Source organism: Pollutimonas rozaliensis (genome assembly GCF_048751585.1).
Lineage (GTDB): Bacteria > Pseudomonadota > Gammaproteobacteria > Burkholderiales > Burkholderiaceae_B.
The window spans coordinates 58,294-74,229 of sequence record NZ_JAZHOB010000011.1 but is presented as its reverse complement, the minus strand read 5'-3'; the positions used below and the strand labels follow the sequence as shown (position 1 = coordinate 74,229).

13 protein-coding genes are annotated in these 15,936 nt (G+C 62.4%); 4 read left to right on the top strand and 9 right to left on the bottom strand.

Features of this window, described 5'->3' with window-relative positions; all coding sequences use genetic code 11:
- Window positions 1–9: 9 nt before the first annotated feature.
- The 7 genes from V0R37_RS19830 to V0R37_RS19800 all read right to left on the bottom strand — a co-directional run bounded on the left by V0R37_RS19830 (window position 10) and on the right by V0R37_RS19800 (window position 7,740).
- Window positions 10–1,299, bottom strand: coding sequence for a glutamate-5-semialdehyde dehydrogenase (locus V0R37_RS19830; RefSeq protein WP_420376199.1), 1,290 nt, complete (start codon window positions 1,297–1,299; stop codon window positions 10–12).
- A gap of 74 nt (window positions 1,300–1,373) precedes the next feature.
- The gene (gene holA, locus V0R37_RS19825; protein WP_420376198.1) at window positions 1,374–2,438 is read right to left on the bottom strand and encodes a DNA polymerase III subunit delta; all 1,065 of its coding nucleotides are present in this window, start codon (window positions 2,436–2,438) and stop codon (window positions 1,374–1,376) included.
- Window positions 2,439–2,441: 3 nt separating this feature from the next.
- Complete coding sequence (locus tag V0R37_RS19820; RefSeq protein ID WP_420376197.1) at window positions 2,442–3,098, bottom strand: LPS-assembly lipoprotein LptE; 657 nt, start codon at window positions 3,096–3,098, stop codon at window positions 2,442–2,444.
- Between the two features lie 20 nt (window positions 3,099–3,118).
- Window positions 3,119–5,776: a leucine--tRNA ligase gene (gene leuS / locus V0R37_RS19815; RefSeq protein ID WP_420376196.1), complete on the bottom strand. Its 2,658-nt coding sequence runs from the start codon at window positions 5,774–5,776 to the stop codon at window positions 3,119–3,121.
- 217 nt (window positions 5,777–5,993) lie between these two features.
- On the bottom strand, window positions 5,994–6,161 hold the full coding sequence (rpmG, locus tag V0R37_RS19810) for a 50S ribosomal protein L33 (RefSeq protein ID WP_003810296.1): 168 nt from the start codon (window positions 6,159–6,161) through the stop codon (window positions 5,994–5,996).
- Between the two features lie 46 nt (window positions 6,162–6,207).
- On the bottom strand, window positions 6,208–6,444 hold the full coding sequence (rpmB, locus tag V0R37_RS19805) for a 50S ribosomal protein L28 (protein ID WP_420376195.1): 237 nt from the start codon (window positions 6,442–6,444) through the stop codon (window positions 6,208–6,210).
- 150 nt (window positions 6,445–6,594) lie between these two features.
- Complete coding sequence (locus V0R37_RS19800) at window positions 6,595–7,740, bottom strand: Bcr/CflA family multidrug efflux MFS transporter (protein WP_420376286.1); 1,146 nt, start codon at window positions 7,738–7,740, stop codon at window positions 6,595–6,597.
- 210 nt (window positions 7,741–7,950) lie between these two features.
- On the opposite strand from V0R37_RS19800, the gene V0R37_RS19795 reads away from it, so the two are divergent.
- The 4 genes from V0R37_RS19795 to V0R37_RS19780 all read left to right on the top strand — a co-directional run bounded on the left by V0R37_RS19795 (window position 7,951) and on the right by V0R37_RS19780 (window position 12,730).
- Window positions 7,951–9,204: a class I SAM-dependent methyltransferase gene (locus V0R37_RS19795; RefSeq protein ID WP_420376194.1), complete on the top strand. Its 1,254-nt coding sequence runs from the start codon at window positions 7,951–7,953 to the stop codon at window positions 9,202–9,204.
- 309 nt (window positions 9,205–9,513) lie between these two features.
- The gene (locus V0R37_RS19790) at window positions 9,514–10,575 is read left to right on the top strand and encodes an ABC transporter substrate-binding protein (RefSeq protein ID WP_420376193.1); all 1,062 of its coding nucleotides are present in this window, start codon (window positions 9,514–9,516) and stop codon (window positions 10,573–10,575) included.
- Window positions 10,576–10,683: 108 nt separating this feature from the next.
- Window positions 10,684–11,535, top strand: a complete 852-nt coding sequence (locus V0R37_RS19785) for an ABC transporter permease (RefSeq protein WP_420376192.1) — start codon at window positions 10,684–10,686, stop codon at window positions 11,533–11,535.
- Between the two features lies 1 nt (window position 11,536).
- Window positions 11,537–12,730: a quaternary amine ABC transporter ATP-binding protein gene (locus tag V0R37_RS19780; RefSeq protein ID WP_420376191.1), complete on the top strand. Its 1,194-nt coding sequence runs from the start codon at window positions 11,537–11,539 to the stop codon at window positions 12,728–12,730.
- A gap of 3 nt (window positions 12,731–12,733) precedes the next feature.
- Here the strand turns inward: V0R37_RS19780 and V0R37_RS19775 are convergent, their stop codons facing one another.
- Both V0R37_RS19775 and V0R37_RS19770 read right to left on the bottom strand, forming a co-directional pair.
- Window positions 12,734–14,146, bottom strand: a complete 1,413-nt coding sequence (locus V0R37_RS19775; protein ID WP_420376190.1) for an MATE family efflux transporter — start codon at window positions 14,144–14,146, stop codon at window positions 12,734–12,736.
- Entirely contained in the window at window positions 14,143–15,897 is a 1,755-nt protein-coding gene (locus V0R37_RS19770) for an ArnT family glycosyltransferase (protein WP_420376189.1), read from the bottom strand. The genes V0R37_RS19775 and V0R37_RS19770 overlap by 4 nt, the downstream gene beginning before the upstream one ends.
- Window positions 15,898–15,936: the final 39 nt, after the last annotated feature.

The window sequence follows — 15,936 nt, the reverse complement described above, 5'->3', positions numbered from 1 at the left end:
GCTGGCCGACTACCCGCGCAACTGGCCGTCGCCGGTCAGCACCCACTTCAGGGTGGTCAGGCCGTCCAGCCCGACCGGCCCGCGCGCATGCAGGCGGTTGGTCGAAATGCCGATTTCAGCGCCCAGGCCATATTCGAAGCCATCGGCGAAACAGGTCGGCAGGTTGACGTAGACCGAACTGGAATCGACCTCGTGCTGGAATCGGTCGGCCGCGCGCAGGTCCTCGGTAATGATGGATTCCGTGTGTTCAGAGCTGTAGCGGGCGATGTGGTCCATGGCCTGGTCCAGGCTGTCGACGATGCGGATGGCCAATATGGGCGCCAGGTATTCGGTAAGCCAGTCTTCTTCGGTGGCGGCCAGCGCCTGCGGCAGCAGGGCGCGTGTACGTTCGCAGCCGCGCAGTTCCACGCCCTTGTCGGACAGGGTCTTGCCCAGGCGCGGCAGGATGCGCGGCGCGATGTCCGCATGGACCAGCAAGGTCTCCATGGCGCCGCATATGCCATAGCGGTAGGTCTTTGCGTTGACCGCGATGTCGTGTGCCTTGTCCAGGTCGGCGGCCGCGTCCAGGTAGAGGTGGCAATTGCCATCCAGGTGCTTGAGCAGCGGGACTTTGGCGTCGGCCGCCAGCCTTGCGATGAGCCCCTTGCCGCCGCGCGGAACAATGACGTCGATGTAATCGGTCAGGGTGATCAATTGCCCGACGGCGGCGCGATCGGTGGTGCCCACCACTTGCACCGCCTGGGCCGGCAGGCCGGCATCGGCCAGGCCCTGGCCGATGATGGCGCCCAGCGCGACGTTGGAATGCAGGGCTTCGCTGCCGCCGCGCAGTATCGTCGCGTTGCCCGACTTCAGGCAAAGCGCGGCGGCGTCGATGGTGACGTTGGGCCGTGATTCGTAAATGATGCCGATGACGCCCAGCGGGACGCGCATCTGGGCGACCCGCATGCCGTTGGGCCGGATGGTGGTCGCGCCCAGGCTGCCGATGGGATCGGGCATGTCGGCAATCTGCAGCAGGCCGGCGGCCATGGTGTCGATGGCCTTGTCCGACAGCGTCAGGCGGTCAAGCAGGGCCGGGGCCAACTGATTCTTCTTGGCGGCGGCCAGGTCGCGGGCGTTCTCCGCTTGCAGGGCGGTTTTGTTTTGCCGCAGGCGCTCGGCCATGGCGCGCAGCGCCTGCGCCTTGGCCTGCCCCGGGGCGTTACGCATCAGCCGGGCCGCCTGGCGGGCTTGCCGGCCAAGAATGCTCATGTCGGTGATGGCGTCTTCGGCCGCGAAGGAGGTGTCGGTATGGTGTGTCATGGCAGTGTATTGTTTGCGTGCTTTTAGGGATTATCCCAGTATTTTGGATGCGTGGCATGGCGCCTCGCGCAGGATCAGCGCGGCCCGGTCTGCCGGACGACGGCGATGCGCAGGGCCAGGCGTCCCAGCTCTTCCCAAGGGTCGTCCAGCCGGCCGGCAACTTTCAAGCCCTTGATCAGGCGGTCGATGTCGTGCGCATGCTGCACAGCCGCGGGCCAGGCGCGTTGCGGCACCCTGGACAGTGTCTGGCGCAAAAGCTGTTCGCGCGGCCCGAATACCCGTTGCCGGCGCAGTTCCGCCTGGAAATCCTGGCCGGCGGCCTGCACGGCCGCCAGGCGTGCCAGCACACGGACCTCTTCGCCTATGGCCCACAATACCAGGGGCAAGGCTTCGCCTTCCGCCCTAAGGCCGGCCAGCATGGCCAGCGCCTTGGAGGCATTGCCGGCCAGCATGGCATCGCGCAAGCCGAATACGTCGTAGCGGGCCACATTCAACACCGCCCGTTCAACATCCGGCGCGCTGATCTTCCCGGGCGGGTATAAAAGCGCCAGCTTCTGCACTTCTTGAAAGGCGGCCAGCAAGTTGCCTTCGACTTTATCGGCCATCCAGTCCAGCGTCGCCGCGTCCAGTTGCTGGTCCTGGCGGGCCAGGCGCTGCGCGATCCAGCGCGGCAGCGCCGCGCGTTCGATCGTCGCGACCTCGATGGAGGTGGCCACGTCGAACAGAGCCGACGCCCATTTGGCGTTGCGCGTGGCCTTGTCCAGGCGGGGCAGATTGACGAGCACCAGTGTGTCGGCCAAGGCGCGGCTTTCCACCATGGCGGCAAGCTTCTGCAAGGTTTCGCCGCCCGTTTTGCCCGGCTTGCCTGTGGGTATGGCAACATCGACCAGGCGCTGATCGCCGAACAGCGACACATTCTGGGTGGCGCCGATCAGGGCGGACCAATCGCTGCGCGCATCGAGCACCAGGCTGACGCGTTCGCGGTATCCGGCCTGCGTTGCGGCAGCACGGATGGCGTCGCAGGTTTCTATGGCCAGCAGCGGCTCGTCGCCCGACACGACATACAGCGCATCCAGGTTGGGCGTAGGCGTCTTTTTAAACTGATTTAAAAGACTGTCTGCGTCGAGGCGGCGTCCCATGGCCTAGAACAAGCCGGCATCCGGCACGATACGGGGAGCGCCCCAGGGCGTGGGGGCCTGCATGGCGGGAGCGGCCGGTGTCGCGGCGCCGGGAGTTTCGTCCACGGGCTGAGATTCGGCGTTGGCGAAAGCATGGGCGACGTCCGGCGAGGATAGCCTGCGCACCACGCGGTCTATAAGGGATTGCTGCATTTCCTTGAACACGATGCCGATTTCCCCTTGCTTGGCCTGGACCACGGAGTCGTCGTAAGGAATTTCACGCGTAGACCGCAAGGTGGTCGGCGGCAGAATGATGTGTCCCTTGTCGTCGGTAAGCTGGAACACGAATTCCAGATTCAGTTCGTATTCTTCCACCCGCCCCTGGGCATCAAGGGAAAGCTCGCGCAGCGATTGCGTGTTGGCCAACTGGGTCAGCCGGGCTTGCGCCTGGGCGGGCTCGGACACGAAGCGCGTGGCGGGCGAGCTGGCGACGATGGCCCGCCGTATGCCCGAACCGAACTCGGAATTTTCTTCGATATTGGTGTAGATCGTGCTGAACGGCAAGGGCACAGCGCCTTTCAGGTGAAAGCCGCAAGCCGCAAGAAACAGGCATAGCGCCATGCAGGCCAGCCCCCGCAAGTACCGCTGCGAGGTCGGGACGAAGTGCTGGGACGTGAGCATAGGGCTGTGCATGCCTGATTTTATCCGACTATGTTGACGAGTTTGCCTGGAACGACGATTACCCGTTTGGCCGGACGGCCTTCCAGGTAGCGGTCGGCGGCTTCATGCCCGCGAGCGGCCTGTTCGATATCATCTTTGCTGGCCCCATTGGGAACCGTGATGGATCCGCGCAGCTTGCCATTGACTTGCAGCACCAGTTCGATTTGGTCCGCGATCAGCGCGGCTTCGTCGACGGCCGGCCAGGGTGCGTCCAGCAGGTCGCCATAAGCCTGGTCGTAGCCCAGGTCCCGCCACAATTGCCAGGTAATGTGCGGGACGACGGGATACAGGACACGCAGCAGTATGGACAGGGTCTCGGCCAGCGCGCGGCGGGCCACCGCCGTATCGGCAAGCGTGGCCGATTCGAGCGCGTTGAGCATTTTCATGCAGGTGGACACGACGGTGTTGTACTGGATGCGCTGGTAATCGTAGTCGGCCAGTTTGAGCAGCGTATGGATTTCGCGGCGCAGGTCCTTGGAGGCTTCGTCGGCATCCGCCCAATCGGCGGCCCCGGTGTTGCCGTTGCGGATGTCGGCCTGCCGCGCGTGGCAGAACGACCAGAGCCGGCGTAAATAGCGGTTGGCGCCCTCGACGCCCGAGTCCGACCATTCCAGCGTCTGTTCGGGCGGGCTGGCGAACATTACGAACAGGCGGGCGGTATCCGCGCCCATGGAATCGATCAGCGATTGCGGATCGACCCCGTTGTTCTTGGATTTCGACATCGTGCCTATGCCGCCGTACTGAACCGCCGAGCCGTCCGAAATACGCTTGGCGCCGGTTATGGCGCCTTTGGCGTCGTAGATATTTTCCACTTCCTCGGGCCAGAAGTATTCGATGCCGCCGTTTTCGTTCTTGCGCGAATAGATATGATTGAGCACCATGCCCTGGCACAGCAGGCGGGTGAACGGCTCGTCGAACTTGAGCAGGCCCAGGTCGCGCATGACGCGCGTCCAGAAGCGCGCATACAGCAGGTGCAGGACCGCATGCTCGATGCCGCCGATGTACTGGTCCATCGGCATCCAGTAATCGTTGCGCTCATCAACCATGGCGTTGTCGTTGTCGGGCGAGGTATAGCGCATGAAATACCAGGACGAATCCACGAAGGTGTCCATGGTGTCGGTTTCGCGCCGGGCCGCCGCGCCGCATTTAGGGCAGTGGCAGGACAGAAAGCCTTCGTGCTTGGCCAGCGGGTTGCCGCTGCCGTCCGGAATCAAATCGTCGGGCAGCACGACCGGCAGGTCCTTCTCGGGCACCGGCACGGGGCCGCAGTCCGGGCAGTGGATGATGGGTATGGGGGTGCCCCAATAGCGCTGGCGCGAAATGCCCCAGTCGCGCAGGCGCCAGGTGGTCTGCTTTTCGCCCAGGCCTTTTTGCGCCAGGTCGGCGGCTACGGCATCGACGGCTTGCGCCTGGGCAAGGCCATCGTACTTTCCGGAGTTGATGCAGCGGCCCTGCTGCTTGTCGCCATACCAATCCCGCCACTGATCGGTGGAGTAGGTCTTGCCTTCGACGGCAACTACGTCCTTGATAGGCAGGGAGTACTTCTTGGCGAAAGCGAAATCGCGTTCGTCGTGTGCAGGCACGCCCATGACCGCGCCGTCGCCATAGCTCATCAGCACATAGTTGCCCACCCATACCTGGACAGGTTCGCCGGTAAGGGGATGGGTGACTGACAGGCCTGTGGGCATGCCTTCTTTTTCGCGCGTGGCCAGTTCGGCTTCGGTGGTGCCGCCCTGTTTGCATGATTCGATGAAGGCAGCCAGTTCCGCATTCTTGCTTGCCGCGTGCGTGGCCAGTGGATGCTCGGGGGCCACAGCGCAGAAGGTGACGCCCATGATGGTGTCGGCACGCGTCGTAAAGACGTACATGCGTCCGTCCTGTATAAGCCGGCCTGCATCGTCCTTGATGTCGTGCGTGAAGGCGAAGCGCACGCCTTCGCTTTTGCCTATCCAGTTTTCCTGCATCAGGCGCACGCGCTCGGGCCAGCCGGGCAGGCCGTTCTTTACCTGATCGATGAGCTCTTCCGCGTAATCGGTGATGCGCAGGTAGTAGCCCGGAATCTCGCGTTTCTCGACCAGCGCGCCGGAGCGCCAGCCCCGGCCGTCGATGACCTGCTCGTTGGCCAGTACAGTCTGGTCGACCGGATCCCAGTTCACGACTTGGGTCTTGCGATAAGCAATGCCTTTTTCAAGCATCTTCAGGAACAGCCACTGGTTCCATTTGTAATACTTGGGATCGCAGGCGCACATTTCACGCGACCAGTCTATGGCCAGCCCCATCGCCTGCATCTGCTTCTTCATGTAGGCGATATTGTCGTAGGTCCACTTGGCGGGCGGTACCTGCGACTTGATGGCGGCATTTTCGGCCGGCATGCCGAAGGCGTCCCAGCCCATGGGCATCAGGACGTTATAGCCGCGCATGCGCAACTGGCGCGTCATCATGTCGTTAATGGTGTAGTTGCGCACATGGCCCATGTGCAGCTTGCCGCTGGGATAGGGCAGCATCGAACATGCATAGAACTTGGGCTTGGGCGAGCCGTCGGCGGCTTTGGCGTTTTCGGTGACACGATAAGCGTCGCGCGACTCCCAATTCTGGTGGGAGGTTTTTTCGACGTCGTTGGGGCTGTAGCGTTCCTGCATGGGATCCGGGAAGTTCGTGAGAGGTTGTGTGCAAACCATGCATTATAGGATGCTTCGCACACGCTCATTTGCGGCGTGTTTGGATTGCGTCCGGCGGCCGGGCGATAAAAAACCCCGCCGAGGCGGGGTTCGCAAGGAATCCGGGCAAAGCGCCAACTGCAAGAACCGGCCGGGGTGAACCGGTGCGGACAGCGCGCAAGCGCCGCAGGCAAGCTCTTTATTTGAGCTTGGTTTCCTTGTAGTCAACGTGCTTGCGAGCAACGGGATCAAATTTCTTGATCAGCATTTTCTCGGGCATGTTGCGCTTGTTCTTGGTGGTCGTGTAGAAATGACCGGTGCCGGCTGTGGATTCGAGCTTGATTTTCTCGCGGATACCTTTTGCCATGTTGAGCTCCTGAAGGTTAGATCGCTAGCGTCTTGAACCGGCTTGATTAAGCCAGTTCGCCGCGGGCACGCAGATCGGCCAGAACGGAATCGATGCCGTTCTTGTCGATGGTGCGCAGCGCATTGGTCGAAACACGCAGGCGAACCCAGCGGTTCTCGCTTTCAACCCAGAAACGGCGCGATTGCAAGTTAGGTAAAAAGCGACGCTTGGTTTTATTGTTTGCGTGCGAAACATTGTTGCCCACCATTGGGCCTTTGCCGGTAACTTGGCATACGCGTGCCATGGTAATACCCCTTAAAATTTGCTTGGATACGATTAATCTGCTTCGGTCTTGTGCCCAACCCTTGGGGGTTCTACCCCCTGTGGTATGTGCCGGCAACCAGGCTGTTGTATCTGTAAAGCCTAGCATTCTAATACGAAAATGGTTGTTTTATCAAGTTGCCTTTAGTGCAATGCGTCCAAATAGCCACGAAAGGCAGGCGCACAAGGCCAGTAGACCGGTCAGCGGCAGCGCCGTGGTCGATTGCCAGGCGCTGATGGCCAGACCGGCGCTTGCTCCGCACAGCATTTGCAGTGTGCCCATAAGCGCCGATGCCACGCCCAGGCGGTTGCCCTGTTCGCGCAGCGCCAGCGCGGCGGCGTTCGGGTTGACGAAGCCTTGACTGGCCATGAAACCGGCCAGGCAGATCATGAGCAGCGTCAGATTGATGACGCCGGCCAAGGTCAGAATCAGTCCAAGCAGCGTCATGATCACCAGGCTGCGCTGCGCGATCCGCAACAGCGCTTCCGGAGTGTGGCGGTTGAGCAGGCGGGCGCTGACTTGCGAGGCGATGATGAGCGAGGCCGCGTTGACGGCGAACAGCAGCCCGAAATACCGGGGCTCGACCTGGAAAATCTCGATGAATACGCGGGGCGATCCCGATATATAGGCGAACATGCCTGCCGAGCCGAAGCCGCCCGCCAGGGTGTAGCACATGAAGCGCCGGTGGCGCAGCAGGGCCAGATAGTTTCTGGCAATGATGTCCAGGCCCAGCGGAATGACTTTTTCGGGATTCAGCGTTTCCCGCATGGTCCATACCACTCCCACCAGCAGCAGGCCTCCGCAGGCCGCCATGATGGCGAAGATTCCGCGCCAGCTTCCGAAGGCCAGCACTTGGCCGCCCAGGATGGGAGCCAGGATGGGTGTGACGCCCATGACCAGCATAAGCAGGGAAAGCGCCTTGGAGGCATCCCGCGTATCGAAATTATCGCGTATGACGGCGCGCGGTATGACGATGCCGGCGGCGCCGCCGAAAGCCTGGGCGATGCGCCAGAAGGTCAGGTGTTCGATGTCATGGGTGAAGCCGCAAGCGATCGATGCGGCAATGAAAATGACCAGCCCAAGGATCAGGGGCGGCTTGCGGCCGTAGCGGTCGGCGAAGGGGCCATAGAATATCTGGGCCAGCGCCAGGCCGAACAGATAGCTGGCCAGCGTGCGTTCGACGTGTCCCTGCGTGGTCCCCAAACCCTGGACGATGGCGGGAAACGCCGGCAGGTACATGTCGATGGCCAGGGGCCCCAGGGCAGTCAGCAGGCCCATCAGGATGAGCCAGCGAGGGATGACGGTCAGGGAGCTTTGTACAGGAGGCATCAAGAGAGGGGGCGCATCGCGCGATCCGCCACGGCGGAGCGGTGGATGTGCCTGGGTGATATCGGCTGCCATCTTAGCACGCTTGTATAGACCGAATTCCCTTCCGCGGGAATATGTGGCACTATTTTCACCACGCTAATTTCACATGGGGAGTCGGCCTTGAGTTCGGTCTTGTCTGTTGTTGAAACTAAGTTGGCATCTTTGCCTTTGCCCGTCCAGGTCATCATGCCGGATGGCCAGAAAGTGGGTTCGCCCGATGCGGAAATCCGCCTTACCGTCAAGGATCGCTCCACGCTGGCGCATCTATCCACGGGACAGGTGGGCATGCTGGGCGAGGATTACGTCGAAGGCAAGTTCGACATCGACGGTTCGATGCGTGATCTGATGCGGCTGGCAGCGGCCATCTTGCCGGGCTCGCCGATCGAGGCGGCGCGCGTGGGCCGCTTGACCGAACTCATCCGGCGCCTGGTGTCGGTATGGCGCCACTCCATCGACCGCGATGCGCGCCAGATTCAGTTCCACTACGACTTATCCGATGATTTCTATGCGCTGTGGCTGGACCCGCGCCGCGTGTACTCATGCGCCTATTTCCGCTCGCCCGACATGACCGTGGCGCAAGCCCAGGAAGCCAAGCTCGATCACATCTGCCGCAAGCTCAAGCTGAGCCAGGGCGAGCGTTTTCTGGACGTGGGCGCCGGCTGGGGCGGCCTGCTGTTGTGGGCGGCCGAGAATTACGGTGTCGATGCCACCGGCATCACGCTGTCCAAGAACCAGCACGCCCACGTAAACCGCCTGATCCAGGAAAAGGGCCTGGAGGGGCGGGTGCGCATGGAATTGCTGGACTACCGCAAGCTGGACGAGAGCCGGCCCTACGACAAGATCGCCTCGGTGGGCATGTTCGAACACGTGGGCCGCGCCCAACTGGAAGGCTATTTTTCCAAGCTCAGGAGGCTGGTCCGTCCGGGGGGGCTGGTCATGAACCACGGCATTACCGCCGGCGGAGTGGACAATGCCGAACTGGGCGCCGGAATGGGCGAATTCATCGAAAAGTATATTTTTCCCGGCGGCGAGCTTACCCATATCAGCCATGTGCTGGAAAGCCTGACCGAAGGCGGCCTTGAAGACCTGGATATCGAAAACCTGCGTCCGCATTACGCCCGCACCCTTTGGGCCTGGAGCGATGCGCTGGAAGCCTGCCTGCCGGAGGCGCGCAAGGCCTTGCCGGGCGAGCAGGGCGAACGCTCGTTGCGCGCCTACCGCATGTATCTTGCCGGCTGCGCCATGGGTTTCGAGCATGGCTGGATCGCCCTGCATCAGGTGCTGGCGCAGCCGCGCACCCATGGCCGCCACGACGAGCTTGACCATCCGGCCGACCTGTCCTACCCCTGGCGGCGGGACTACATTTACAAATGATGAAAAGCGCGGTTCGCCGCGCTTTTTTTGGTCGTCGCCTAGGGTGGCGGAAACGGTCGTTTTCGGCAAGAGGGTTATTACTGGTTTACATTTAACGGCAATTTCTCTTAAAATGCTGCAAACTTCATAGTTTTTTTCAATCTGGCGTATGGTGGGTCCCCACGACCCCATTACCTGTCAACGAGTACCCCGTACTCTTCACGCTAGTGTCGGTATGTATCGGCGGCCTTCCGTCTTCCGCACACCCCCTTAGCCTTGGCGCACGCTGCTGCATCGCTGCGTCCACGTTACTTAAGGAGGCAAACAGCCATGTCTTTCAATGTGAACCCTTCACATCGCGCGTTCTCGTCGAACGCCTCGTCGCGCTTCTCGCGGCTTGCCCTGGGCCTAGGCCTGGCGGCGCTTTTCGGCTTTTATGGCTTGGGCAATGCCGCTCACGCCGCCGAGACCCCCCAATGCGAAATCGATCGTCCCGTCAAATTCGGCGGCATGAACTGGGAATCCAACCTGGTCCTGGTCGAGGTCGAGCGCTTTATCGCCGAAAAAGGCTATGGGTGCAAATCCGAAGTCCTGCCCACCGAAACCTTGCCGGCGCTTGCCGCCCTGGAGCGCGGCGACCTGGACATCAACACAGAAATCTGGCTTAACAGCGTATCCGAGCCCTGGGCCAAGGCCGAGGCCACCGGCAAGGTCAAGCGCATAGGCGATATCTATATGGGCGGCGAAGCCTGGTTCATACCGCGCTATACGGCCGAACGCTTGCCCGAACTGAAGAAAGCCGCCGACCTGCCCAAATTCAAGGACCAATTCAAAGACCCCGAGGAACCCACCAAAGGCCGCTTCTACGGCTGCCCGGCGGGCTGGGGTTGCGAGGTGGTCAGCGGCAACTTGTTCAAGGCGCTGGGCCTGGGCGATACCTTCACCCTGTTTTCCCCCGGAACCGGGGCTACCCAGAAAGCGGCCCTGACCGCCGCCTACAAGCGCAAGGAAAACATCGTTTTCTACTACTGGTACCCCACTCCGCTGGTGGGCTCCATGGACCTGGTCAAGCTGGACCTGCCGGCCTACGACAAATCCAGGCACGCCTGCTTGACCGACCCGAATTGCGCCAATCCCGAGCCCAGCGCCTACCCCGAAAATCCGGTCTTTACCGCGGTAAGCACCCGGTTCAGCCAGGATGCGCCCAAGCTGACCGAATTCCTGTCCAAGGTGTCGGTGCCTCTGCCGCTCATGGACAAGGTCATGGCCTACATGGAAGAGAACGAAGCCGAGCCCGTCGACGTGGCCAAGTGGTTTTTGCAGAACCAGGGCGAAGTCTGGGGCAAATGGCTGCCAACCGATGTGGCGGGACGCGTAAAAGCCGCTCTTTAGCATTCGTGAATCCGGCCCCGCAAGGGGCGGCCGGTCGTGCGCCGGCGGTTTTCCAGGCGGTCGATCCACATGGGTCGCCGCCTTCACGAGTTTTACGGAGTTGATTTTATGTTTCCCGAATTCATTTCCCCGCGTGCTCTGCGGGCGCCGATCGACGATTTCGTCGGCAATATCGTTTCCAATTATTCCGACCTGCTGCGTGCCTTGACCCAGCCTTTGCTGGACGTGCTGATCTGGATGGACCAGGTCGTGCGCTACTCGCCGTGGTGGGCCGTGGTCTTGGCCATCATGGCGCTGGCCTGGTTTGCCAGCCGCCGTGTCGGCTTCTCCCTGATCATCGGCGCCATGCTGTGCCTGATCGGCTTCATTGGCTTGTGGGACGCGGCCATGCAAACGCTGTCATTGATGATCGTGGCCGTGGCCATATCGGTGGCGATAGGGATACCGATGGGCATCCTGATGGCCAGCTTCAAGTGGCTGCGCGCCATCATGCTTCCCATTCTGGACGTGATGCAGACCATGCCCAGTTTTGTGTACCTGATTCCGGTCGTCATGCTGTTCAACCTGGGCAAGATCGCCGCTATTATCGCCACCATCATCTATGCCGTGCCGCCCGTCATACGCCTGACCGACCTGGGCATACGGCTGGTCGACAGCGAGGTGCTCGAGGCCTCGCGGGCCTTTGGCGCGAACCGGGTCAAGCAATTGTTCGGCGTGCAGCTGCCGCTGGCCATGCCCAATATCATGGCCGGCATCAACCAGACCACGATGATGGCCTTGGCCATGGTGGTTATCGCATCCATGATAGGTGTTCGGGGCCTGGGCTACGAGGTCTTGCAAGGCATCAATCGCTTGCAGGTGGGCCGCGGCGTGCTGGCCGGCCTGGGCATCGTGATCATCGCCATCGTCTTCGACCGGATTACGCAGCAGTTCGGGCGTCGCCAGCAAAGGGGAGCCTGACATGAGCAAGATCGAAGTACGAAATATCTTCAAGGTATTCGGCCCGCGCCCCGAGCGCTGGCTGGAGGCGGCGCAGGGCGGCATCAGCAAGGAAGAATTGCTGGCCAAAAGCGGCCATACGCTGGGCCTGCGCGACATCAGCCTGTCCATCGAAGAGGGCAGCATCTATGTGATCATGGGTTTGTCCGGTTCGGGCAAGTCCACCCTTATCCGCCATTTCAATCGCCTTATCGAACCCAGCGCGGGACAGATACTGGTCGACGGCGTCGACGTGGTCACGTTGGGCAAGTCCGCCCTGGAGAAATTCCGCCAGCAAAAAATGAGCATGGTGTTCCAGCGTTTTGGCTTGTTTCCCCACCGCAGCGTCATCGAGAACGTGGCCTACGGCCTTAGGGTGCAGGGCATGGGCAAGAAGGAGCGCCGCGAGCGGGCGCGGCACTGGCTGGAGCAGGTCGGCCTGGCCGGCTTTGAGAACCAGTATCCGCATCAGCTTTCGGGCGGCATGCAGCAGCGGGTGGGCCTGGCCCGCGCTCTGGCCACTGATGCCGAAATCCTCCTGATGGACGAGGCTTTTTCAGCGCTGGACCCGCTTATACGCCGGGAGATGCAGGACCAGTTGCTGCAATTGCAGGCGCAGTTGAACAAGACTATCGTTTTCATCACCCACGATCTGGACGAGGCGCTGCGCCTGGGCAACCGCATCGCCATTCTGAAGGATGGCGAGTTGGTGCAGGAAGGCACGCCCGAAGACATCTTGCTGGCGCCCGCCGACGATTACGTCCAGGCCTTTTTGCAGGACGTCAATCGCGGCAAGGTGCTCAATGCCGCCCATGCCTGCAACGAGCCTTCGCTGACGCTGACGATGCGCTCGCGCCCTGTCCACGCCCTGGAGCGCATGGCGGCCATGGAGTTCGAGTACACCGTGGTGCTGGACGGCAAGCGGCTGGCCGGAGTCCTGAGCAGGACGGCTGCCGAACAGGCGGTGCGCGACGGCGCCCGGGACGTGGCGCGCTATGTCGAGGACATGGCATCGGTGCCGGCCACGGCGGGCCTGGATGAAGTCCTTGGCCGCATGCTGCGCAGCACCGAGCCTTTGGCCGTCACCGGCGACAACGATGAGTTTCTTGGCATGCTGTCACGCAGCAAGGTCGTGGAACTGGTGACACCGGTCATCGAAGCCGGCGATGCGGCTTGAGAACTAGGACTTAAGCAGACGCGCCTGCACCCTGACCACATGTCCGTACCATGCAAACAGCAAGGCGGCGGACAGGCCAAGTCCTGACAGGGCCATCAGCCACATGGTGCCGGCGCCCAAGGGGGCGCCTGGCGCGATGGCCTGGACGACCGGACGCAGCATGCCCGCCGCGGGACCGAAACCCAGCCACCAGCCGCCGATCAGGCCCAAGCCGGTCAGGGCCACCACCTGCAGGATCAGCGGCACGACGGCCACTTTGTAGGCGCGTAGCAGGTACGAGCCTATGCATTGCATGGCGTCGCATAAGTGAAACCATGGCAATATCTGCAGCAAGGCGGCCGCCACGGCCGCGACCTTCAGATCGTCGGTGTAGGCGCCCAGGATCGGCGTACGGGCAAGGATGAGCAGGGTGGCGGTCAAGGCGGCGCCGACGACGACGATGCCTATGCCCGCCGCGCCTGTGGCGCGGGCCTTTTGCGCGTCCCGGGCGCCGATGGCCTGGGCTGTCAGCGACGCCGTCGCAATGCCCACGGCCATGGGCATCATGTAGCTGAGCGCCGCCAGGTTGGCCATGATCTGGTGGCCGCCGGTTACATACATGCCTTCACGCGCCACCAGAAGGGCCATGAAACTGAAGGCGCAGATTTCAATCAGGTAGGAGCCGCCCATGGGCAGCCCCAGCCGCAGCAGTTCTTTCTGGCTGGCCCAATCGGGCCTGCCCAGGCGCGGCTTGAAGCGCAAGTAGTAAGGGTCGTGGTAGATGGCCCATAGCCCGGCTGCAAAGGTCATCCATCCGACCAGCGCGGTCGAAAGACCGGCACCCGCAGCGCCCATCGCCGGCATGCCCAGCTTGCCGAACATGAATACCCAATTGAAGAAGAACTTGAACGCCACGCTGCCCAGGTTGATGACCATGACGGTCTTGGGGCGCGAAACGGCGGTGCCCAGCGCATAGATCGTGCGGAATATCAAGGTCGCCGGCAGAGCCAGGATAAGGGCCCGCAGGTACCAGGTGATACTGTTGCGCACGTCGGGATCGACGTTTCCCGACAGTGATAGCCAAGTGTCGGGAAAGAGCATTGCGGCCGCGCCCGCCAGCGACAGGCCCAGGGCCAGCCAGACGCCCTGACCCCAGGCCCGGCCCACTTCAAGATAGCGCTGGCCGCCGTAATGTTGCGCAATGATGGGTATCAGTGCGTGGATCACGCCCATCAGGCCGACGAACACGGTAATGTAGATGGACGCGGCCAGCGCCATGGCTTGCAGATCCGCGGCGCTGACGTGGCCCGCCATGGCGGTGTCCAGGACGCCGAATATCAGGCTGGCCCAGGAACTGACCAGCACGGGCCAGGCCTGGCGCAGGATTTCCTTGACGTACGAAGCGGGCTTGTTTTTCTGGGTGACGGAGGTGTTCACGGACGGCTAATGCGCAAAAGACGGAACATTTCATGTCGATCCGCACCGCGCTTGCCTACCCACAATACCGTTGCCGCGTCGGAGTAGGCCGCGGTGCCGTCCTCGATGCTTTGCGGCGAGGTCTGCTGCACGACCAGGGAGCAAGCCGAGTCGTAGTTGAAATCGATGCCGTTGAAGACCAGGAAGGACGCGCGCTGGCCTGTGCCCACGCCCTGGGCGCGCACGCATTCTCCGGCTTGGCCATAGGTGCTCAAGGCGGCGGCCAACTGGGCTGAAACGCTGCGGTAGCTGCGCACATAGTCCAGCGCGGGCATCCACAAGGTCACCAGCAGCAGCCAGGTGACGATGAGCCCGCCGGCGGACAATACCGTGCCGCGCCACAGGCCCGCGGGCTTGGTGTGCAGGCGCCAGCGCACCAGCGACAGCCATGCCACTGTGCCCAGGGCGGCCACAAACACGGCGGGCCATGAAATATAGACGTCGTAGCCTCGGGTCTGGCGCGCAATGTTGTGCGCAATCTGCCGCGGCCATCCGGTTTGCAGGGCGATCCAGCCCAGCCATACGGTGGCGGTGGTCAATGAAAAGCACATCACGGCGAACCAGTCCAGGGAATTGACCACGCCCCGGCGCAGCGTGGGCAGGGAAAACGCCGCCAGAACGGCGGCCGGCAGGGCCAGCAGGCTGTATTCCGGCTCGAAGGCATCGACCTGGAACAGCATGGAGGCCAGCGGCAATGCGGCGAACATCAGCGGTATCCAGATGTGCGGAGATGTCAGCCATGAGCGCCAGCGCCATACCGCCAGCAAGGCGAAGGGCCAGGTCGGCCACAGAAACCACGGCAGATCGCGCAGGGTGCTCAAGACTTCCTGGTAGCGCGGCCAGCCAAAGGCGCTGGTATTCCACAGCAGCCAGTTGTGCACCCAGTAATCGCCGGCGTCGCGGGCGGGTATCCACCACATCAGGATGAGGCCGACACAGATTGCGGTTGTTGCGATCAGCCATTTTTTCTGGCGCCACAAGGCGCTGCGCGGCATGAAGATGAACGGGACAGCCAGCATGATGGGCAGGGCGCCTATCCAGCCGCGTGTCAGGAAAGCGGCGGCCAGCGCAATGCCCAGGGTAATGGAGCCGGAGGCGGGATGGTCCAGCATGCGGGCGACCGAATAGTAGGCCAAGGCCTGGAAGGCGATCAGGGCCGGCACTTCGGAGGTCTCGTGCATGCGCCATACGATGCCTACGGTTGCCACGATCAGCAGCAGGGCCGCATCGGCGATCATGCGGCCGTAGTCCTGCACCGTGGGTTCGCCGCCGAAGGGCAAGGCCAGCGGCTGCGGTTCGGGCCGGCGGCCCAGCAAATAGGTGCCGTACCATATTGAACTGGTCAGCAGGCCGAACCACAAGAAGTTGGGCAGACGCGAGGCAATGATGGCGGCGTCCAGCGGGGTGGTGAACAGTTCGAAGAAGGGCGAAAACGCCCAGATGCAGAAAGCCCCCACCCACATGGTCAGCGGACCGTCCTGGGCATGGGCCAGGGTGCCGATCTGGGGCAGCAGCCAGGCGTGGCCGCCTTCGTTCAGCGCGGTCATCATTGTCGCCAGGCCGACGACGTCGTCGGTTTTCCAGGGGTCCCTGAAGAACAGCCCAGCCAGGATGTAAATTACACCGACGACCAGCAGAAAAAGCCGGGGGAGCTTCACGGTTGCCGTAGCGGTCAGGCGGGCTGGGGTGGAAAGGGAGTTGCTGGGTGACACAGGCGGCGCGCTCAGGATGAGGATGGGCGTATCTTAAAT